Origin of the sequence: uncultured Parasphingorhabdus sp. (assembly GCF_963677535.2) — a bacterium.
Taxonomy (GTDB): Bacteria; Pseudomonadota; Alphaproteobacteria; order Sphingomonadales; family Sphingomonadaceae; genus Parasphingorhabdus.
Genome location: NZ_CAXXUT010000003.1, coordinates 108,512 through 126,883, shown reverse-complemented (window position 1 = coordinate 126,883; position 18,372 = coordinate 108,512). Strand labels below are relative to the sequence as shown.

General features: G+C 59.5%; 21 protein-coding genes. 11 read left to right on the top strand and 10 right to left on the bottom strand.

The window, feature by feature from the left end:
• Positions 1–43: 43 nt before the first annotated feature.
• The 3 genes from ACHZCJ_RS07590 to ACHZCJ_RS07580 are packed head-to-tail and all read left to right on the top strand — an operon-like array spanning position 44 to position 1,637.
• A complete protein-coding gene (locus tag ACHZCJ_RS07590; protein ID WP_321325271.1) occupies positions 44–727 on the top strand; it encodes a Fe2+-dependent dioxygenase in 684 nt (227 codons plus the stop codon).
• The gene (locus tag ACHZCJ_RS07585; protein ID WP_321325268.1) at positions 724–1,314 is read left to right on the top strand and encodes a ferric reductase-like transmembrane domain-containing protein; all 591 of its coding nucleotides are present in this window, start codon (positions 724–726) and stop codon (positions 1,312–1,314) included. The genes ACHZCJ_RS07590 and ACHZCJ_RS07585 overlap by 4 nt, the downstream gene beginning before the upstream one ends.
• Positions 1,311–1,637: a PepSY domain-containing protein gene (locus tag ACHZCJ_RS07580; protein WP_159640074.1), complete on the top strand. Its 327-nt coding sequence runs from the start codon at positions 1,311–1,313 to the stop codon at positions 1,635–1,637. The genes ACHZCJ_RS07585 and ACHZCJ_RS07580 overlap by 4 nt, the downstream gene beginning before the upstream one ends.
• Before the next feature lie 38 nt (positions 1,638–1,675).
• Here the strand turns inward: ACHZCJ_RS07580 and ACHZCJ_RS07575 are convergent, their stop codons facing one another.
• Positions 1,676–2,446, bottom strand: coding sequence for a pyrroline-5-carboxylate reductase (locus ACHZCJ_RS07575; protein ID WP_324292268.1), 771 nt, complete (start codon positions 2,444–2,446; stop codon positions 1,676–1,678).
• Between the two features lie 196 nt (positions 2,447–2,642).
• On the opposite strand from ACHZCJ_RS07575, the gene proB reads away from it, so the two are divergent.
• Positions 2,643–3,809: a glutamate 5-kinase gene (gene proB, locus ACHZCJ_RS07570; protein WP_321325264.1), complete on the top strand. Its 1,167-nt coding sequence runs from the start codon at positions 2,643–2,645 to the stop codon at positions 3,807–3,809.
• Here proB and ACHZCJ_RS07565 read toward each other — a convergent pair.
• Both ACHZCJ_RS07565 and ACHZCJ_RS07560 read right to left on the bottom strand, forming a co-directional pair.
• Positions 3,806–4,270 (bottom strand): MarR family winged helix-turn-helix transcriptional regulator, encoded by a 465-nt coding sequence (locus tag ACHZCJ_RS07565; RefSeq protein ID WP_159640083.1) that lies wholly within the window; start codon positions 4,268–4,270, stop codon positions 3,806–3,808. The genes proB and ACHZCJ_RS07565 overlap by 4 nt on opposite strands.
• Before the next feature lie 76 nt (positions 4,271–4,346).
• Positions 4,347–4,772 (bottom strand): Rrf2 family transcriptional regulator, encoded by a 426-nt coding sequence (locus ACHZCJ_RS07560; protein ID WP_321325260.1) that lies wholly within the window; start codon positions 4,770–4,772, stop codon positions 4,347–4,349.
• Between the two features lie 83 nt (positions 4,773–4,855).
• On the opposite strand from ACHZCJ_RS07560, the gene ACHZCJ_RS07555 reads away from it, so the two are divergent.
• Genes ACHZCJ_RS07555 through ACHZCJ_RS07545 form a run of 3 tightly spaced genes read left to right on the top strand, consistent with a single transcriptional unit; the run spans position 4,856 to position 5,756 of the window.
• Positions 4,856–5,320, top strand: coding sequence for a group III truncated hemoglobin (locus tag ACHZCJ_RS07555; RefSeq protein ID WP_321325258.1), 465 nt, complete (start codon positions 4,856–4,858; stop codon positions 5,318–5,320).
• Positions 5,314–5,448, top strand: coding sequence for a hypothetical protein (locus tag ACHZCJ_RS07550; protein ID WP_321325256.1), 135 nt, complete (start codon positions 5,314–5,316; stop codon positions 5,446–5,448). Before ACHZCJ_RS07555 ends, ACHZCJ_RS07550 begins: the two co-directional genes overlap by 7 nt.
• Positions 5,448–5,756 (top strand): DUF1971 domain-containing protein, encoded by a 309-nt coding sequence (locus tag ACHZCJ_RS07545; protein WP_321325254.1) that lies wholly within the window; start codon positions 5,448–5,450, stop codon positions 5,754–5,756. The genes ACHZCJ_RS07550 and ACHZCJ_RS07545 overlap by 1 nt, the downstream gene beginning before the upstream one ends.
• Here ACHZCJ_RS07545 and ACHZCJ_RS07540 read toward each other — a convergent pair whose 3' ends face one another.
• From ACHZCJ_RS07540 to ACHZCJ_RS07525, 4 genes are all read right to left on the bottom strand, one after another.
• Positions 5,757–6,509, bottom strand: a complete 753-nt coding sequence (locus ACHZCJ_RS07540) for a siderophore-interacting protein (RefSeq protein ID WP_321325252.1) — start codon at positions 6,507–6,509, stop codon at positions 5,757–5,759. It lies immediately after the preceding gene.
• A gap of 139 nt (positions 6,510–6,648) precedes the next feature.
• Positions 6,649–9,885 carry an efflux RND transporter permease subunit gene (locus tag ACHZCJ_RS07535; protein ID WP_321325250.1) on the bottom strand — a complete coding sequence of 1,079 codons (3,237 nt, stop codon included), beginning with the start codon at positions 9,883–9,885 and terminating at the stop codon, positions 6,649–6,651.
• Entirely contained in the window at positions 9,882–11,234 is a 1,353-nt protein-coding gene (locus tag ACHZCJ_RS07530) for an HlyD family efflux transporter periplasmic adaptor subunit (protein WP_321325249.1), read from the bottom strand. Before ACHZCJ_RS07530 ends, ACHZCJ_RS07535 begins: the two co-directional genes overlap by 4 nt.
• Positions 11,235–12,716, bottom strand: a complete 1,482-nt coding sequence (locus ACHZCJ_RS07525; protein ID WP_321325248.1) for a TolC family protein — start codon at positions 12,714–12,716, stop codon at positions 11,235–11,237.
• 136 nt (positions 12,717–12,852) lie between these two features.
• Here ACHZCJ_RS07525 and ACHZCJ_RS07520 point away from each other — a divergent pair, with 136 nt between their 5' ends.
• The gene (locus tag ACHZCJ_RS07520) at positions 12,853–13,488 is read left to right on the top strand and encodes a TetR/AcrR family transcriptional regulator (protein WP_321325246.1); all 636 of its coding nucleotides are present in this window, start codon (positions 12,853–12,855) and stop codon (positions 13,486–13,488) included.
• A gap of 14 nt (positions 13,489–13,502) precedes the next feature.
• Here the strand turns inward: ACHZCJ_RS07520 and ACHZCJ_RS07515 are convergent, their stop codons facing one another.
• Both ACHZCJ_RS07515 and ccmA read right to left on the bottom strand, forming a co-directional pair.
• Positions 13,503–14,153: a heme exporter protein CcmB gene (locus ACHZCJ_RS07515; protein WP_159640104.1), complete on the bottom strand. Its 651-nt coding sequence runs from the start codon at positions 14,151–14,153 to the stop codon at positions 13,503–13,505.
• Positions 14,150–14,776, bottom strand: a complete 627-nt coding sequence (gene ccmA / locus ACHZCJ_RS07510; RefSeq protein ID WP_321325243.1) for a heme ABC exporter ATP-binding protein CcmA — start codon at positions 14,774–14,776, stop codon at positions 14,150–14,152. Before ccmA ends, ACHZCJ_RS07515 begins: the two co-directional genes overlap by 4 nt.
• Before the next feature lie 50 nt (positions 14,777–14,826).
• Here ccmA and ACHZCJ_RS07505 point away from each other — a divergent pair, with 50 nt between their 5' ends.
• Positions 14,827–15,126, top strand: a complete 300-nt coding sequence (locus tag ACHZCJ_RS07505; protein ID WP_159647816.1) for a 4a-hydroxytetrahydrobiopterin dehydratase — start codon at positions 14,827–14,829, stop codon at positions 15,124–15,126.
• Here the strand turns inward: ACHZCJ_RS07505 and ACHZCJ_RS07500 are convergent.
• Complete coding sequence (locus tag ACHZCJ_RS07500; protein ID WP_321325241.1) at positions 15,123–15,956, bottom strand: SDR family oxidoreductase; 834 nt, start codon at positions 15,954–15,956, stop codon at positions 15,123–15,125. The genes ACHZCJ_RS07505 and ACHZCJ_RS07500 overlap by 4 nt on opposite strands.
• Positions 15,957–16,065: 109 nt before the next feature.
• Here ACHZCJ_RS07500 and ACHZCJ_RS07495 point away from each other — a divergent pair, with 109 nt between their 5' ends.
• Both ACHZCJ_RS07495 and ACHZCJ_RS07490 read left to right on the top strand, forming a co-directional pair.
• Positions 16,066–16,839: an ABC transporter ATP-binding protein gene (locus tag ACHZCJ_RS07495; protein ID WP_321325239.1), complete on the top strand. Its 774-nt coding sequence runs from the start codon at positions 16,066–16,068 to the stop codon at positions 16,837–16,839.
• Complete coding sequence (locus ACHZCJ_RS07490; RefSeq protein WP_321325238.1) at positions 16,836–18,371, top strand: ABC transporter permease/substrate-binding protein; 1,536 nt, start codon at positions 16,836–16,838, stop codon at positions 18,369–18,371. Before ACHZCJ_RS07495 ends, ACHZCJ_RS07490 begins: the two co-directional genes overlap by 4 nt.
• Position 18,372: the final 1 nt, after the last annotated feature.

The following is an 18,372-nucleotide window of genomic DNA, read 5'->3' as shown; positions in this document are numbered from 1 at the left end:
GCGATTCGTCGCCCCCCTTTCAATCTAACTCACGGCTGGCCCCATGCTCACAATCATCGAAAATATTCTGGACGAAAAGCAGGTCCGGGATTTCCGACAGAAGCTGGAGGCTGCGGAGTGGATCGACGGTGCCGATTCAGCCGGTACGCGCTCGGTCAGGGTGAAGCAGAACCTGCAACTGCCTCGCCAGAATCCGCTGTCGGTCGAACTGGGCAATGTGATCTTGCGCAAGCTTGGCAACGATCCCCTGTTCATCTCCGCCGCTCTGGCCGAGAAAGTCTGGCCGCCGATTTTCAATCTTTATCAGGATGGTGGCCATTACGGCACGCATAGCGACGCCGCTTTGATGCGCCTTCCCGAAGCCAATATGACCATTCGCAGCGATCTGTCTGCCACCATTTTCCTCTCCGACCCGGATGAATATGACGGCGGCGAACTGGTGATAGAACAGCAATATGGTGCGCAGCCGGTCAAGCTGGCGGCGGGCGAGATGGTGTTATATCCCTCCTCCAGTCTGCATCAGGTGATGCCGGTTACCCGGGGCAGACGGATTTGCGCGATCACCTGGATGCAGAGCGCGGTGGCCGATGTCTCGGCGCGGGAGCTGCTGTTCGACCTCGACCAGTCGATCCAGGCGCTGACCCCAGATCGGCCGCATGACGATCCGGAAATCAACCGTCTGATCCACGTCTATCACAATCTGTTGCGGCGCTGGGCCACGGTATGAAAAATCATGTGATCAAGGGCCTGTTCTGGCTGTTGCTGTCGCTTCCCGCGATTCTGATGGTCCGCTCGTTTTTGCAGGACGATGTGCTGGCGATGGACATGCTGCACCCCAGCGGCGAAACGGCGGTGCGACTGATGATCCTGGCCATGTTGCCGGGGCCTTTGTCGGAATTTTTCGGTCTCAACCGCTTTTTCAAAGGCTGGCTGAAGATCCGGCGCAACCTCGGCGTGGCTGCCTTTGGCTATGCCATGCTCCATCTAATATTCTACATATTCGACATGAACAGCGTTGTTGCGATGCTGGAAGAATTCACGATTCCGGGTATCTGGACGGGTTGGCTGTCGTTGCTGCTGATGCTCCTGCCGGCGCTGATCAGTTTCGATTTTGCGATGCGCCGGTTGGGGCGGAACTGGAAAAATATCCAGCGGCTGGTCTATCCTGCGCTGATTATCGGCCTGGTTCACTGGATTTTGCTCGACTGGGCGTGGCAGCCAGCAATGGTTCATCTCGCACCGCTCATGATAGCGTGGATTTTACGTTATATTGGCCGAAGACGCCGACACCGCACGCAACGGAGCATGACATGAAAAAAATTTCTCGCAAATATACCGCCGCAGCAGCAGTGATTGCCACCATGATGCTGGCGCAACCGGCCTATGCGGATGGCGATATCAAATGCGATTCCGGCCCGACCAAGGACTGGAAGTCGATCAAGAAGCTGAAGAAAAAAGCCTGGATGGAAGGTTGGGAATTGCTCAAGACGCAGGTCGAGGGTGACTGCTATGAAGTCTATGCCCGGACCGATAGCGGACAGGCCATCGAAGCTTTTTTCCATCCGGTAACGCTCAAGAAGCTGGTCGTGTTCCGGCGCGGCACCGAAATCTATCGCGCGCCGGGTTTCAAGGGCTAGGGTGCAACAGGCGCGGGCCGATCGCGCCCGCTATATTTCTAGCGAAGTTCGACCGCTCGCCCGTAAGCGGCCTCAAGCGTCCCGCGGATCAGCGCGGAAAATTCGTTCTGGCCGTTTAGCGCGTTAAGCCCGGCGGCCGTGGTGCCACCCTTGCTGGTGACATTGTTGCGCAATTGCTCGAGCGACAGGTCGGAGTCCAGGGCCAGTTCCAGCGTCCCGCGGACCGTCCCCAGCACCAGATTTCTGGCATCTTCTCCACTGAAACCCAGCTGTTCGGCGGCTTCGACATAGGCGCGCAAAATCTCGAACACATAGCCGGGACCGCTCCCGGCCACCGCGGTCAGGCGATCCAGCATATCCTCGCTGTCGACCCAGACGATATCGCCGGAACATGAGGCAAGCTGCTCGATCTGGCTGGATGCCGCTTCCGGTACGGAGCCATGGGCATAGAGGCCGCTGACACCTTTTCCGATGACGGCGGGCAAGTTCGGCATGATCCGGATAACCGAGCGCCCCGGTGCATGGGCGGCCAGCTTCGCCGCCGAATATCCCGCGGCGATCGAGCTGATCGTGCCTGACGGTTTCAGCCTTGGCAGATAATCGGGCAGCACGTCGTCGATCAGCTGCGGTTTCAGTGCAACGATGAGATAGTCAAAATGCTGTTCGCCCAATTCGGCCACCGAACCGACCAGCGTCACGCCGTCCGGCAGATCGGGACCGGCCGGATCGGCCACGGTAAAGTCATGATCTGTGTTGGCGGCCCATGCCTTGAGCAGCGCACCGCCCATGTTTCCGCATCCTAGGAGCAATATTTTTGTCAATTCAATCTCTTGTTTTCAGGTGTCAGGGGGGTCTGCGATATGCTTAGTATTCAAATTAGATATGTCAACAAATGCTTATATTATGGGGATTTCATGCAAATTTAAATATTTTGATCACTAAATTATTGCACTGGTCAGCTTCAATCCCTACTTCCATCGCTGAGTAATAAGGGCATCACGTTACATGGTTCAAGGCAAAACAATCGTAGTGAAAATCGGCTCCAGTCTGCTTGCCAATGAGCAGAGGCTCACGCCGCGCTGGGCTGTCATGCACAATCTGCTCGAGGATATCGCCCGGCTGCGGGAAGGTGGCGCGAAAGTCATATTATGTTCGTCCGGATCCGTCGCGCTGGGCATGAACATGATCGGCGAGCGGCCGGAAACGGCCGGTCTGCGCGACAAGCAGGCGGCAGCAGCCTGTGGCATGCCGCTATTGCTCAATGCCTACAAGCAGGTGGCCCACGAATATAGCTTCGAAATAGCGCAGGTACTGGTGACCTTGCGCGATCTGGAAGACCGCAAGCGGTTCCTGAACACCAAGAATACGGTCGACCGGCTGCTGGATGCCGACATCATGCCGATCATCAACGAGAATGACACGATCACCACGGAAGAAATCCGTGTTGGCGACAATGACCGCCTGTCAGCGAAAATCGCACAAATGCTGCAGGCGGACGAACTGATCATTCTGACACAGGTTGACGGTCTGTACGACAAGGACCCTTCGGAACCGGGCGCCCGACTGGTCGAGGAGGTCGCCGATGTTTCGCCCTATCTGGCGGTGACAGAAGGCGTCAGTAGCCTCGGCAGCGGTGGCATGCTGACCAAGATACAGGCGGCCCATATGGCGCAAAATGCCGGTTGCGACACACGTATTGCCCATGGGGAACACGAACATCCGGTAACCTCGGTTCTGAAAGACGAGAGAAAGCATACGCGTATTCTGGCCAACGAGCGGCCCGAGTCCGCCTGGGCAAACTGGCTGTCCGACCGTCTGCAAATGGCGGGCAGTATTGTGGTCAACGAAACGACAGCGGAAGCGTTCAAATCCGGACGACGGAATATCGGACGGGAGGATGTCCTGTCCATTCACGGCCCTTATGTCAAAGGCGATGTCATCCATATCTACGGGGAGTCCGGTGACGAGCTGGCCCGTGGCCTGACAAATTTCTCGTCCGACGAAACCATGGCCCTGGCGCGCAATCCGGCTTTGTCAGCGATGCAGCTGCTGGGTTATAAAACCCTGGGTACGCTGATCACCGACAAGAATATGGTTGTGCTGGATGATCGCCATCTGACGTGGGACCTGCCGGCAGATGAAGTCATGACCGACGTCATCCCGCAGAGCTAGATTTCGCCAATCTCGAGGATCGGGGCGGATTCAATCTGGTTCGCGTCCATCATTACAGCGATGCGCTGAACCGAGGAGATCAGCAGATTCTGCTCCCACGGTTCCAGTTTCGACAGAGCCACCAGGAAATCTTCCTGCAGCAGTTCCGGCGCGTTTTCGATGCATGTGCGGCCCTTGTCGGTCAGTACGATTTCCACCGAGCGCCGGTCGTCTTCGCTGCGTTCGCGGATGACCATCCCGGATTTCTCCAGCCGGTCGACGATCGACGTCACCGTGGCATGCGACAGGTGCACCGATTTGGCGATGACCGACGGTTTTGCACGGCCGTCCTTTTCCAGCGCCTTTAATAGCAGAAGCTGAGGCGTTGTCTGGCCGGTTTCCCGCTCCAGTTTCTTGGACTGCAAGTCGATTGCCCGGTTGATCTGCCGCAAGGCGACCAGAAGTGCGTTTGAATTGGACATGGGAGGTCTGATACAGATTTTTCCGGCAATCGCCCAGCATATTGAAAATTTCCTGACCGGCCCGTGACCGGAACGGTCATTGCCAGACGGAAAGGAATCGCGCCTTGTCGCCGACCAGGTCGGCGAGGGTAAAGCCGTCGAGATGCCGAAGAAAGGCCTCGATGCCGTCGGCCAGTATGTGGCGCAGGCCGCAGACAGGTGTGACCACGCAGTCGCCGTCCCCTGCATCAAAGCATTGCACGAAGGCACCATGGTCCTCGAACGTGCGAACGACATGGCCGACATTGATGCTCTCGGCCGGCTGGTGGAGTAACAGGCCGCCGTTCCGCCCCTTCACGCTGTCGACGAAGCCCTCTGTCGCCAGCCGCTGCGCCACTTTCATCAGATGGTTTTTCGAAATTCCATATCGCCGGGCGATTTCGGCGATCGAATGGTGGCCTTCGTGCGCCGCCAGATACATCAATGTGCGCAGCGCATAGTCGGTTTGAACGGACAATCTCATAAAAGATGTATATCATATATTGCATTTAGATGCCAAGCGGGATAAACGGTGCATATGGAATACATCTTAAGAAAGTCGAGACGATGACCGAAGCCAGCTATGCGGAACGCGCGAGAGCGAAGAAAATGGCCCAGGCCCATGCGCTGGAAATTGACGACGTGCTGATCTCCGATCTGGTGGAGACATTCTATCGCGCGATCCGCGATGATGCGCTGCTCGGTCCGATATTTGAAGCCCATGTTACGGACTGGCCGCCGCATCTCGCCAGGATGAAGGATTTCTGGGCATCGGTCACGCTGGAGTCGGGCCGGTTTCGCGGCAATCCCATGCTCAAGCATATTGCAATTGGTGGCCTTGATGACCGGCATTTCAACCGCTGGCTGGTGCTGTGGAACAGGACGCTGGACAGCATCGCGCCGAATGATGCGGCCGCTCAGGTCTTTCGCGAAGCGGCGGAACGGATCGCGGTCAGCCTGCTCACCGGGATCAAGGTTCAGCGGGACGGCCTGGCGGGCGTTTCGCGAGCGAAGGAGAAGCAATCATGCTGATGGATTTTGAAAGCGCAACCGGACAGGCGGGCAGCGCGGAAATCAACGCGGGCATAGAGACGTCGTCCCTACCGGTTTTGCCAACGGTCTTCGCCGGCGCTCTTGCCGTCCTCCGGGGGCTGGCCTGATGGCCGGCGGACCGGCGGCCGCGGTCCCCTATGGCGCTTCTCCGATATTCGACGAGAATAGCCTGCCGGACAAGCTGCGCAACGAGCATAGCACCAAGCAGGGGACATGGGGCCTGTTGCGGGTGCTGGAAGGGACGGTCGAACTGGTTTTCGTCGATCCACCCTCTCGGCACGTGGTTACCATCGACAAGCCCGCACCGATCCCGCCCGGAGAGCCGCATTTTGTCCGGCTGTCCGGGCCGGTGAAAATGCAGGTGGAATTCTACCGCGAACATCCCTTGCCCGAGCGAAACCGGTCCGTGCGATAATCAGCCGCCGGCCTCGGCGTCGGCGCGCTTGACCTGCTTGTGGTCGTCCTCGATCAGGCCGCGCTTCCAGTAGCTTGAAATATAGAGGCGGTCCGGCCCAAACCCCTGCTCGACGCGCAGAAATTGACGCAGCAGCTTCATCGCCTCGAATTCGCAGGCAACCCAGGCGTAGGCCAGCTCCTCCACCGCCGGCAATTGCCGCGCGGCATCGGCTAGCAGCGCGGGATGCGCGCCCAGTTCGGCGTCGACCAGCCAGTGGACCGTCACGCCGTCAGGCTTGGCCAGAGTCTGCTTGTCTTCTTCGTCGCGGACAAGCAGGATTGCATCTCCGGTCGCATCGGCGGGCAGACCTTCCAGATTCACCGATATGGCTGGCAGCGCCGTCATGTCGCCGACCAGCAGAAACGGTCCGCGCCCTGTCGGCAACGGCTTGGCATCGCCGGGACCGCCAAGTCTGATCAGGTCGCCCGCCTGCGCCTCGAGGGCCCAGCTTGTCGCAGGCCCGGAATCCTCATCCGGTCCGTGCAGGGCAAAATCGATCGCTATTCCTGTTTCCGATTGGCTGCGGATGCTATAGGTCCGCATCAGGGGGCGGCCGCCGCCGGCGTCGGGCAGCATCAGCTTGACATAGCCGCCGCTCCGCTCGGCCGGAAATCCGGCCAGCCCGTCGCCGCCCAGTATCACCCGGTGCATATTGGGGGTGAGGCGCATGCTGTCGATTACCTTCAATATTCTCGGTTCGGGTCGTGCCATATTGTCATGTTCCGTTGATTCTCTGGGGGGGGGGGGTATATTTTGGTTCACCGGGAAAGGCGGCATCGGGGAAGGGGCCGGTACCCGTTACGCCATTGGCCGTTTCTCCCGCAAAACGCCCGGCATCGCGCTGCTATCGTCAGGTCGGAGCAGCGGTCGAAAACAGACCGTTCCAATATTCTATCGCGCGTCGCTTGCCCTTATATTCCAATATGGTCAGGGCAGGGATCAGCAATTGCAGGATGATCGCGCCAAACAATACGCCGAAGCCCAGGCTGGCCGACATCGGGATCAGGAACTGTGCTTGCAGGCTGGTCTCGAAGGTAATCGGAGCAACACCGAGGAAGGTGGTCAGCGATGTCAGCATGATCGGCCGGAAGCGCGATTTGGCGCCGGCGAGTATAGCGTCTTCAATCGCCATGCCGTCGCGCAGATTTTCGTTGATAAAGTCGATCAGAATCAGAGAGCCGTTGACGATCACGCCCGAGAGGGCGATCATGCCAAACATGCTCAGCACGCCGATCGGCAGGCCGAGAAGCAGGTGCCCGATCAGTGCGCCGATGATTCCGAAAGGGATCACCGTCATGATGATCAGCGGCTGCACATAAGATCGGAACGGTATCGCGAGCAGCGCATAGATCATCAGCAAAGCAGCGGCGAAAGCGATCCCGAGATCGCCGAAGCTATCGGCCTGTTCCTGCTGTTCGCCGCCAAAGCTGTAGAGCAGCTGCGGATAATCCGCCTGCAACGCGGGCATGATTTCGTCGGTCAGCGCCTCGGCGATTTCCTGACTGGTGACGATATTGGTGTCGATATCGGCGGTCACAGTGGTGATCCGTCTGCCGTCGGTCCGACGGATGATGGCGGGAGCCTGACCAAAAGATACGTCGGCCAATGTGGCGAGCGGAACTTCGCCGCCCGGAACGCGCACGCGAAAGCGTTCGACGTCGATGATGGAATTGCGCTCTTCTTCCGGCAGACGGATATAGACACGCATATCTTCCTGGCCCCGCTGTACGCGCAGCGCTTCGCTGCCGAAGAAAGCGGCGCGGACCTGAAGCGCGACGTCCTGCAGGGTGACGCCGAGAGACCTGGCTTCCGGTTTCAGCCGAAGCTGGATTTCCTTCAGGCCCTGATCCTGGTCGCTCTCGATATCGAACACGCCGGCGAAGCGGTTCAGTCTCGCCATGAGTTTGGTCGACGCGGCTTCCACCACCGCCGGATCGGGATCGGACAGTTGCACGTCCACCGGTGCGCCGATCGATATCAGGTCGGAAGCGAAAACCAGCGAGCGCGCTTCGACAATTGGTCCGACATTTTCGCGCCAGGCATTTTCAAAATCCCGCGATGCCAGAGAGCGCTGGTCACCGGGAATGAAGCTGAACTGGATGCTGGCAATATTGGTGGCAAAACTGCCCTCCTGGGCATTGGGGCCCGTGCCGCGCGGCTCCTGCCCGACCAGCGTGAATATGCCGCGCAACGGGGACGGTTCATCCTTTTTCTTTTCCTTTTCGAACCGGGCGTAGGTTTCGCGTCCCATCTCCTCGATAAACCGCGCCATTTTTTCGGTCTCGGCTATCGTCGTACCGGTCGGCATTTCGAGACTGGCCGTGACGACATCGGCCTCGATTGCGGGAAAGAAGGAGTTTTTGATGATACCGGCCGGGACCAGCGATCCAACCAGGATCAGCAGGGCGACGCTGCCGGCCAAAATGATGAACGGCATGCGCACCGCATAGCGCACAGCCCGGTCGAGCGGTCCGTCAACAAACCGCTGATATTGCACGTCGACGCTGGCCTGCACCCGTTCGAAAAACCGAGTGACGGGATTGCGCGTCGGCGCTCCGGGAGGCGGCAAATGGCTGAGGTGATTGGGCAGGATCAGCAGGCTTTCAACCAGCGAGAGAAAGAGAACCGAGACCACAACAAGAGGGATGTCGGCCAATATCTTGCCCATGATGCCACCGACCGCAAACAGCGGTGAAAAGGCAGCGACCGTTGTCAGCACAGCGAAGATTACCGGCATGGTGACCCGTCGCGCACCGGTTACCGCCGCGCCCATTCCGGTGCGCCCTGCTTCCCGGCGGGCATAGACGCTCTCGCCAACGACAATGGCATCGTCAACCACCAGTCCCAGGGCGAGGATGAAGCCGAACAGGGAGAACATGTTGATGCTCGATCCGGCCAGATCGAGCAGGAAGATCGCACCGACAAATGTTACGCCTATGCCGAGCGCCGTCCAGGCCGCGAGCCGGATGTCGAGGAACAACGTGAGTGCGATCAGCACCAGGAACAGGCCGATAGCCGCATTTTCCAGCAGCAGGGTCAGCCGGTCATTCAGCAGTTCGCTATCGTCGCTCCAGATCGCGTAGGAAATGCCCTCGGGCAGCGAATGGGCAAAGGGGCCCTCAAGATATTCCCGAGTGGCACGGGAGACATCAAGGACGCGCTCGTCACTGGTGCGGAACACCTCGACGAAGGCTACAGGTTTGCCGTTATACAGGGAGATAAGGGCAGAATCCTCGAATTCGTCGCGGATATTGGCAATCTGTCCGAGCCGGACCATCGCGCCATTTTCATTGCTGACCAGCACGATATCCTCGAAATTCTGCTGGTTGTAATTCTGTCCGATGGTGCGCACGCGCACTTCTTCACTGTCGGTGTCGATCGAGCCGGCGGGGCTGTCCAGGCTACTGGCGGCAACGGTGCGCGAGATGTCATTGAGCGAGAGGCCAAAGGCCTGCAGCGTGTCCTGGGGCACTTCGATCGACACTTCGTAATCGCGGATGGAGCTGGTGTCGACGAAGGAGATTTCCGGCAGTGCGGCGAGAGAGTCCTCGAGCCGGTAGGCGGTTTCCTTCAGCGCGCTTTCCGACACGTCACCGAAAATGGCGATGCGCACGACGCTCTGCCGCGTGGTCAATTCGCGAACGCTGGGTTCTTCGGCATCGTCGGGGAAAGACTGGATCTGATCAATTTCGGCTTTGATGTCATCAAGCGCCCGGTCGATATCCGTGCCCAGTTCCAGTTCGATCGAAACCGTTCCGATATTTTCGGCCGCACTGGATTTGATCTCTTTGACATTTTCAACCGCTTCGACCGCTTCCTCGATTTTCTGGACAATCGACTCCTCGACCTCGTCGGGCGTGGCACCGGGATAGGCCACGCTGACCTGAATCGTGTCGAGGCTGTTCTCCGCAAACACCTCCTGGACGATCGTACGGTAGGAGGCGATGCCGGCCACGAACAGAAATATCATCAGCAGATTGGCCGCAACGCCGTTGCGCGCCATGAACGCGACAACGCCGCCTTGCTGCAAGACTTCCTTGCTCGGCTGTTCCGCCTGCGGCAGATCCGGGCTGGATGGTTCTGTCATTTAACCGCTTCGGCCTTCGGTTTCGCTGCGGTGGCGGTTGTCTGCGCCCCGGCAATCCTGACGCGCAGGCCTTCCGTCGCAACCTTCAGATTGCCGGTTACGGCAACCGGATCGGGACCCAGACCACGCGTGCTGATCAGCGCGCTTGTTTCGGTTCGCTGATAGATTTCCACCGTGACGATATGCAATTTTCCGTCCCGCACCAGCCAGACCTGATTGTCCGCTTGCAGGGCGGCCAGCGGCAGCACGGCATATTCTTCCAGCGCCCGGCCGTTGATTTCTGTTTCGACAAAACTGCCGACGAACAGGGGCGGTGCGGAAGATGCCGTGGCCGACTTCCCGCTATTTTCCGCAACCGCCGCCGGTGCGCCGCCCCGCAACGGGTTGGGAATGCGCAAATAGACGTCGATCGTACGGGTCTGCGGATTGAGCACGCCGTTGACACGGTCGACATAGGCGGGCCAACGATAGCGGATCCCGCCATAGTCGGAATATATCGAGGCCTGGATCCGGTTTCCGGAACCTGCACGGAACAATTGCGGAATGAGCGCTGCATCCTGTTCGGAAAGCGGGATCACCGCTTCATAATCGGCGGTTCCTACCAGTGATCCCAGCGCCTGGCCGGGCTGTACATAACTGCCCACCGCGATGTCCTCAGTGCGGACGATGCCGGAAAATGGCGCGCGCACCACGGTGCGGCGCAGGGCTGTCTGCGCATTGGCCAAATTGGCCTGTGCCCTTCGCAGACCGGCCCGCGCGGACTGTAGTTGCGGCTTTCTTGTCGCCAAACTGTTGGTAGCAATATTCTGGCGGGCCGGCGGTCCGTCATCAGCCGCTTTTTGCGCCAGTGCATCCGGGGGCAGAATTCTGGCTGCATAGTCGCTTTTGTCGACGCTGGCATAAGCATTGCCGCCACTGACAGCGCGCCGCTGGAAACGGTCGAGCTCGGCTTTGGCGAGTGCGACTTCCTCTTGCGCCTGCAGGACGGAGATGCCTTGGGATGCAACATCGGCCTGCGCGGTCTGCACCGCGTTGCGGTAGTCCGATGTATCGATGCGAAACAGCACCGCGCCGCGGGCGATGCGCTGGCCTTCCCGCAGGTCAGGATTGACATAGACCAGCTTGCCGGCGACCTCAGAGGCCAGAGTCAGCTCTTCCCGGGCACGGACGGTACCCGCGCCCCTGACCATCAGATTACCCGAACGGATTTCCAGCTTTTCGGCCTGTACCAGCGGAACGAGATCCTCCGGCGGCTTTTCTGCCGGTTCGGAACGGAGCAGGATCAGGACCGCGGCGATCAGAATCGCTCCGAGCAGGATCAGGCCGCCGACTACGCGTTGCCTTTGCACTTAATTTTCTCCCTCAATGGCTGGAGGTTCGGCCATGATATCCGGTGCCGGCGGTGTATCGTCCCAGCTGCCGCCTAGCGCCCGGTGTATGCCAAGCCGCGCCAGTGCCACGTCACGCGCTGCGGACGAAAGCGATGATTCCACCTGAAATTGCGCCCGCAACGCATCGAGATAGTCGACATAGCTGCCGACACCGGTGGCAAAGCGGCGGGATTGCAGAGCGGCAGCGGCCTCGGCCTCGTCGCGTTGGGAGAACAGGAAACGGTAACGCTGCCGTTCTTCCTCATAACGTTCGATCGCTGTGGTAACTTCCTGATAGGCGGTCAGAACCGTGCGGGCATAAACCGCTGTCTGCTGCGCATATTCTGCATCTGCTATCTCGATATTGGCCCGTATCCGCCCACCCTGAAACAGCGGAGCGGTCAGGCCGGCTCCGAGATTCAGTACCCATTTGTCGAATATGTCGAGCACCCCAGGTGGCGATCCGGCCTGGCTGCCGGTGCCGGCGGAAAGGCTGAGCGCGGGAAAAAGTTCCGCCCGCCGCGCGCCCAGATTATACCGTGCTGCCTCGAGCCGCTGGCTCTCTGCAAAAACATCCGGCCGCTGGGCCAGCAGGTCGATTGGCAGGCCTGCGGGGACCGGATCGAAAGCCAGTTTGGGAGTCAGATTCCGGCCGATGAGGTCATCCATATCATTGGAATACCGGCCGACCAACACGGCCAGCTGTCCCTCGGTCGCGGCCAGCTGGCTTTCCCGCTGCGGCAGACCGGCCTGCACATTGCGGAAGTCCTGTCGCACCTGATAGAGTTCGAAGGAGGTGATCAGGCCGCGGCTGTAGCGGTTTTCGCTCTGTTCGACCCGGTCGCCGAGTACATCGATAATCCGGGTGGTCAGCGCAATCTGGTGGCGCGCGTCGACAATGTCAAAATAGCTGGTAATGACTTCCGCCATGACCGCCAGACGCGCGGCCTGCAAATCGGCGGCCGAGGCGATGGCATCGGCGCGGCCGGCCCGCGCATCATTGCGCAGTTTGCCCCAGATATCCAGTTCATAGGAAAAGGCGAGGCTGGATGAATAGGTTTCGCTCTGCAGCCGCGCGCCGCCGGCGATCGCGCCAAAGCTGGTGCCGGCCGTCGGCGAATCCGAATAGCTGCTGTCCAGTCCGGCACTGATCTGCGGGAACAGGCCGCTTTTCGAGATACGCGCCCGCGCTTCGGCGGCGCGCAATCTGGCCGATGCTTCCGCCAGATCGAGATTCCTGCTCAGCGCTTGGTCCAGCAGATTGTCGAGTACCGGGTCCTCGAAGGAAGCCCACCAGCGGGCGGACTCATAGGGGGTGCCGGATTCGCTCTGGTCAAAAGCTACAGGCATGGCGGCGCTGATGTCAGGCGCCGTCGATTCGGGGGCCATGCTTACGCAGCCATTGGTCGCGAAGAATAACGCAACCAGCATGAATCGGGAATTGGTGAATCGATTCTTCAAGGAGACATCCGGGGTTTGACCAGCTTGGACTTTACCAAGCCTCGATAATATGTCATCAACGAAAATGAACGTCAACGTTTAATTTGAACGCTATCGTTCATTATATTAGTCGCGTCGAATATGGAAGGAAACGGCCGTGGAAAGCACGGATATTGTAAAAGAGCGCGCGGATCGGCCCTCAAGCCAGCGTAAAATTGCCAAGATCCTCACTGCTGCGCGCACGGAATTTTTTGCCAACGGCTTTTCCGGAGCGAGCATCGAATCGATTGCAGCGCTCGCCGAAGTTTCGAAAGTGACCGTTTACAACTGGTTCAGCACCAAGGAAAATCTGTTTGCAGAAGTGGTAAAGGCGGAATGTCGCCATATGAGTGAGAGTCTGGTCGGCGAGAATTCGAAGACCCGCAGCCTGCGCGAAACCCTGATTGCTGTGGCCGAGCGCATGTTGGATTCGCTGACGAAAGAGGAGAAGGTTCGCTTCGACCGTGTTCTGGCTGCAGAAGTTGACCGGGACCCCAGAATTGGCCAGTTTTTTCTCGACAACGGTCCCCGCACGATATTGCAAAATATCGTCAATTTGCTCAAAATTTCGCAGGAAAAAGGCGAAATCCAGAGCAACGACCTGACCTCCTCGGCGGAAATGTTCGTCAGCCTGGTGATGGGGCGGATCGATCTGTTTCTCCGCTATGGCGAGAATATCAAGCTGACCGCAGCGCAAAAACGGGAAAGGGCCAGAAAAGCCGTCGATGCCTGGATGCAAATCCACCAGATATAAAGAGTTCCCGCGCCTTATTCGCGAACCGCTCGTAGCGCCGCTCCGGCGGCAAGCGGTGTGATCGCGACCAGCAATAACGAGATAGCGGACAAAAACAGCAAAGCGCTGGTGCCTTGCGCGGAAAGACTGCCCGCACCGAAGATCAGCAGCGGAATTGCCAGCGGTACCAGCAGCAGCCCACCCAGCGCGCCCGCGCCTTTCAGCCCGGCGGTCAGCGCAGCGATCATCACGGCCAGACCGGCAAGAGCCGGTGTCGCAATTGCGAGGCTCGCCAGCAATGTACCGAGAGCGGGCCCCTCCAGCCCCATCAATCCGCTGGCCAGAAAAGCGGCGAGCAGCAGCGGTGGGCCGAAAGCCAGCCAGTGCGAGATCAGCCGCGCGGCAGCGATCATCTCGTCGGACAGGCCGCGTACAATCATTTGGTCATAGACGCCATTTTCCAGATCGGGCTGGATCAGCCGGTCGAGCGGTAACAGGGTCGCCAGCAAGGCGGCGATCCACAATATCCCGCCGCCGGTCTGCAGCAGCAATGCGCGGTCCGGGCCGACGGCGAAGGGAAATAGCGTCGCGGCCGAGAGATAGAATATCACCGGCAGCCAGGTCCCGCCGCTGGCGTAGCTCTGCCGGACATCGCGCCAAATGATCGAGGCGATGCTGCCGGTCACGAATATGCCTCCAGTGCTTCCAGTGGCTCGAGCGCCAGCGTGCAATCGAAGGCAATCGGCAAAGGGATATGGCTGGCCGCGAGAATGATCCCATCATGGTCAAGATGGCTTTGCAGCACCCGTCCGAGCTGCTCTACCGAAGCGGTATCGAGTCCATTGGCCGGTTCGTCGAGCAGCCATAGTTTCGCATCCGCCAGATAGGTGCGCGCCAGCCGCGCTCTCTGCCTCTGTCCGGTTGAAAAATAGCGCACCGGCACTTCCGCCAGATGGCTTAGGCCAGCGCGCTCCATCGCCCCTGCCGTAGCTGCCCTGTCCTTGCCGTCCAGTTTCGCCCAGAAGCCAAGCGCCTGCTCGAGCGGCAAATGTTCATCCAGCGCCAGCCGGTCGTCGCACAGGGCTTTGGTCTCCGGCGCATTGCAGATTCCTGCCACTGGCTCTAGCAGCCCGGCGAGCAGTCGCAACAGGCTCGATTTGCCGACACCATTGGGGCCGGTCAACAATCCTGCCTGGCCCGGTTCCAGCGTGAAATTCAGATTGCGAAACAATGTGCGCTCGCCGCGCACACAGTCGAGGGACTCGGCGACCAGACGATTATTGCTTCCGGTTGACTGGCTCTTGCTCATTGCACAGACTTAAGACATGAATTGGTAAGAAAGCCAAGCAAGGAGCGATAATTATGGTGGCGCAACTGACTGAAGACGAGCGCGAGGCGCTGCTCGCCGAGCTGTCGGACTGGCAATATGACGAGGAACGCGATGCGATCAGCCGTTCGTTTAAATTTGCCGATTTCACCGAGGCCTTTGCTTTCATGACCCGCGTTGCCCTGCACGCGGAAAAGGCCGATCACCATCCCGAATGGTTCAATGTCTATAACCGGGTCGATATCCTGCTCACGACACATGATGCGGGCAACAATGGCGGATTGTCGCAGCGCGATGGCGAACTGGCCCGGACGATCGAAAAAATGCTCTAGTTTTTGGATTCCGCTCCGGCAAGCACATCCCCCATGTCGGCGAGCTGGGCCTGCTGCTTGCGCAAACGTCCCGGCATCCAGCGTGCGGCAAAGGCCAGTTGCTTGGCCATTTTGTTGACCGGCGTATGGACCTTTTCGCCGTGCACGGCCTCCCAGGCTGCCGGACCGATGATCGAAACGGGGCTGACCATCACGCCGGCCTCTTCCAGCCGTTCCTTGCCGGTCTGATTGGTGCCTTCAACGACGTTCGAGATGATATTGGTGTCGACAAAGCCCGGCATCAGCGACCGGGATTTTATGCCATGTTTGCGCAATTCGATATCGTGCGATTCAGCCAGCCCGCGCACTGCAAACTTGGTTGCGCTATAGACGCTCAGATCCGCGACACCGTAGATGCCGGCTGCCGAGGCGGTGTAGAGAATGCAGCTGTCCGGGGTGTTCTTGAGCATCTCGAAACAGGCACGTGTCCCGCTGATGACGCCGGTCAGGTTGATCGCGATCATCAGATCGATATCTTCGTCCGGCATCTGCTCGATCGGGCCGCCTTCGCCAATGCCGGCATTGTTGAACAGGACATTCATCCGGCCACCGGTAATCGCGCCAAATTCGGCAACCGCCTGCTTCCATTGCGCGCGATCGGTGACGTCCAGCTTGTGGGTCGAGCTTTGTCCTTCGGGGAGGAGCGCTGCCGTTTCGGCCATGCCTGCGTCATTGATATCGGCAATTCCGACAAACCAGCCCCGCTCGGCGAAATAGCGACCGACTTCGCGACCAAGGCCGGAGGCGCCGCCGGTGATGAAGATCGTCTTTTGCCCAGTTTGATAGCCCATGAATCCGCTCCCACGTCGTTATTAACATTGATGTTCATTCGAGCGGTTTTTGACGCGAACGTCAAGTGAAGTTGGACATGCGCGGCAAAGCGCGTCACTATATCGGCCTATGCCTGTCTCCGGTCCTTCCATCCGGCTGAAAAATATCAGTCGCCATTACGGGAAGGTGTGCGCTGTTGACGGGGTTTCGCTGGAAATTGCCGCGGGCAGCATGGTTGCCCTGGTCGGCTTGTCCGGTTCGGGAAAATCGACCCTACTGAAGATGATGAACCGGCTGGTCGAGCCGGACGGTGGAGAGATTATCATCGGCGCCGATCCCGTCGACTCGGTCGACCCCCATATCTTGCGTCGCCGCATCGGCTATGTATTCCAGAATATTGGCCTGTTTCCGCATATGACGATCGCCCGCAATATCGCCATCGGGCTGGAACTAGCGGGCGAGACAGAGGGCAGGAGAGAGCGGATTGCCGAACTGCTCGAACTCGTGGAGCTGCCGCAGGAGATGGCCTCGCGCATGCCGGACCAGCTGAGTGGCGGCCAGCAGCAGCGCGTGGGTGTGGCGCGGGCTCTGGCGACCCGGCCCGGACTGATGCTGATGGACGAACCCTTCGGCGCGCTTGACCCGGTGACCCGCGACAGTCTGACCGATCAATATAAGGCGCTGCACCAGCGTCTCGGGCTGACCACGATCATCGTCACCCATGATATGGCCGAAGCGCTCTACCTCGCTGACCGCATCCTCGTGATGGAGGCCGGCCGGATCAGGGCCGATGCGACCCCCGCCGAGCTGGTGTCCGGCAATGTTGGCGAGGAAGCCGAGGCGCTGGTCGCCATTCCCCGCGCGCAGGCCGCCCATCTGATCGCACTGGGCAATAAATCATGACCGAGGCTTGGCAACAGGCCCTGTCCCGGGTGCCGGAATTGCTCGCAGCCCATGTGCAGATCAGTGTCTCGGCGCTGGCTCTGGCGATGCTTATCTGTCTGCCCCTGGCAATATGGGCCGCGCGCTCGCCAAGAGTGGCTGCCGTCACGCTGACCATTGCCAGCCTGATCCAGACGATCCCGGGACTGGCGTTGCTGGCGCTATTCTATCCGCTGCTGCTCGGGGTGTCGGCCTTGATTGGCGACGGCATCTCCGCTTTCGGCTTCCTTCCGGCGCTGCTCGCGCTCACCCTTTACGCGCTGCTCCCGATCCTGCGCAATGCTGTGACCGGATTGACCGGTGTCGACCCGGCGGCGCAGGAGGCCGCAGACGGTCTCGGCATGACCGGCAGCCAGAAATTATATTATGTCGAAGCGCCACTGGCCGCGCCCACGATCATGGCCGGTATCCGCACCGCCGCGGTCTGGACCATCGGCGCAGCGACGCTGTCCACCACCGTTGGCCAGCCCAGCCTGGGCGATCTGATCTTTGCCGGATTGCAGACGCAGAACTGGACCCTGGTACTGGCCGGTTGCCTGTTCTCCGCAGCTCTGGCTATTTCGGTCGACCTGCTGCTCGGACTGATCGAGCGAGGCATCCGCGAACGGCGCCGGATATGGGCATGGGCCGGGCTGGCGATGATCGCCGCGGGGCTGCTGGTCGCGACGCTGCCGCTGATGATCGCCCGCGACAATATTGTGGTGATCGGGGCCAAGGGCTTTTCCGAACAATATATATTGGCGCGGCTGATCGGCTCGCGTCTGGAAGAAGCTGGCTATGCCGTGCGTTATCGCGACGGGTTGGGATCGGCAGTGGTCTATCAGGCTTTGTCGGAGGGCGATGTCGATGTCTATGTCGATTATTCCGGCACGATCTGGACGAACCAGATGCAGCGCAGCGACAACCTTCCGAAAGCGGAGATGCTCGAAGCGATCGCGCAATGGAGCAGTCACAGTCACGGGGTGAAAATGCTTGGCGCACTGGGCTTTGAAAATACCTATGCATTCGCCGTCCGGCCGGAAGACGCCCGGGCAAAGTCGCTGCGCACCCTCGACGATCTGGCGCGGGTGTCGAGCGATTTCAATTTCGGCACCGATGTCGAATTTCTCGAACGGCCGGAATGGCAAATGGTGCGCGACGCGTATCCGATCCGCTTCAAGAATGCCCGCTCTTTCAGTCCGACATTCATGTATCCGGCGCTCGTCAGCGGCGAGGTAGACGTGATTTCCGCTTTTTCCTCCGACGGACGGATCGCGGCCAACGGACTGGTCGTGCTTGCAGACCCGAAGGGCGCGGTGCCAGCTTATGAAGCGATCCTGTTGCTGGCGCCTGCCCGGGCCGGTGATCAGAAATTTGTCGCCGCAATCAATCCGCTGATCGACGCAATCACTGTGGATAATATGCGCGAGGCCAATTATATGGTCGATCGCGAAGGGGACAAGAAAACCCCCCGGCAGGCCGCTCGTTGGCTGAACGAAAAACTGAGGGAATGAA

Coding starts and splice junctions, on each gene's coding strand:
- ACHZCJ_RS07585 (WP_321325268.1), top strand. CDS start 724: ATGAAAAATCATGTGATCAAGGGCCTGTTCTGGCTGTTGCTGTCGCTT.
- ACHZCJ_RS07500 (WP_321325241.1), bottom strand. CDS start 15,956: ATGGGCTATCAAACTGGGCAAAAGACGATCTTCATCACCGGCGGCGCC.
- ACHZCJ_RS07545 (WP_321325254.1), top strand. CDS start 5,448: ATGGCCGGCGGACCGGCGGCCGCGGTCCCCTATGGCGCTTCTCCGATA.
- ACHZCJ_RS07550 (WP_321325256.1), top strand. CDS start 5,314: ATGCTGATGGATTTTGAAAGCGCAACCGGACAGGCGGGCAGCGCGGAA.
- ACHZCJ_RS07490 (WP_321325238.1), top strand. CDS start 16,836: ATGACCGAGGCTTGGCAACAGGCCCTGTCCCGGGTGCCGGAATTGCTC.
- ACHZCJ_RS07495 (WP_321325239.1), top strand. CDS start 16,066: ATGCCTGTCTCCGGTCCTTCCATCCGGCTGAAAAATATCAGTCGCCAT.
- ccmA (WP_321325243.1), bottom strand. CDS start 14,776: ATGAGCAAGAGCCAGTCAACCGGAAGCAATAATCGTCTGGTCGCCGAG.
- ACHZCJ_RS07590 (WP_321325271.1), top strand. CDS start 44: ATGCTCACAATCATCGAAAATATTCTGGACGAAAAGCAGGTCCGGGAT.
- ACHZCJ_RS07565 (WP_159640083.1), bottom strand. CDS start 4,270: ATGTCCAATTCAAACGCACTTCTGGTCGCCTTGCGGCAGATCAACCGG.
- ACHZCJ_RS07580 (WP_159640074.1), top strand. CDS start 1,311: ATGAAAAAAATTTCTCGCAAATATACCGCCGCAGCAGCAGTGATTGCC.
- ACHZCJ_RS07535 (WP_321325250.1), bottom strand. CDS start 9,885: ATGACAGAACCATCCAGCCCGGATCTGCCGCAGGCGGAACAGCCGAGC.
- ACHZCJ_RS07560 (WP_321325260.1), bottom strand. CDS start 4,772: ATGAGATTGTCCGTTCAAACCGACTATGCGCTGCGCACATTGATGTAT.
- ACHZCJ_RS07555 (WP_321325258.1), top strand. CDS start 4,856: ATGACCGAAGCCAGCTATGCGGAACGCGCGAGAGCGAAGAAAATGGCC.
- ACHZCJ_RS07540 (WP_321325252.1), bottom strand. CDS start 6,509: ATGGCACGACCCGAACCGAGAATATTGAAGGTAATCGACAGCATGCGC.
- proB (WP_321325264.1), top strand. CDS start 2,643: ATGGTTCAAGGCAAAACAATCGTAGTGAAAATCGGCTCCAGTCTGCTT.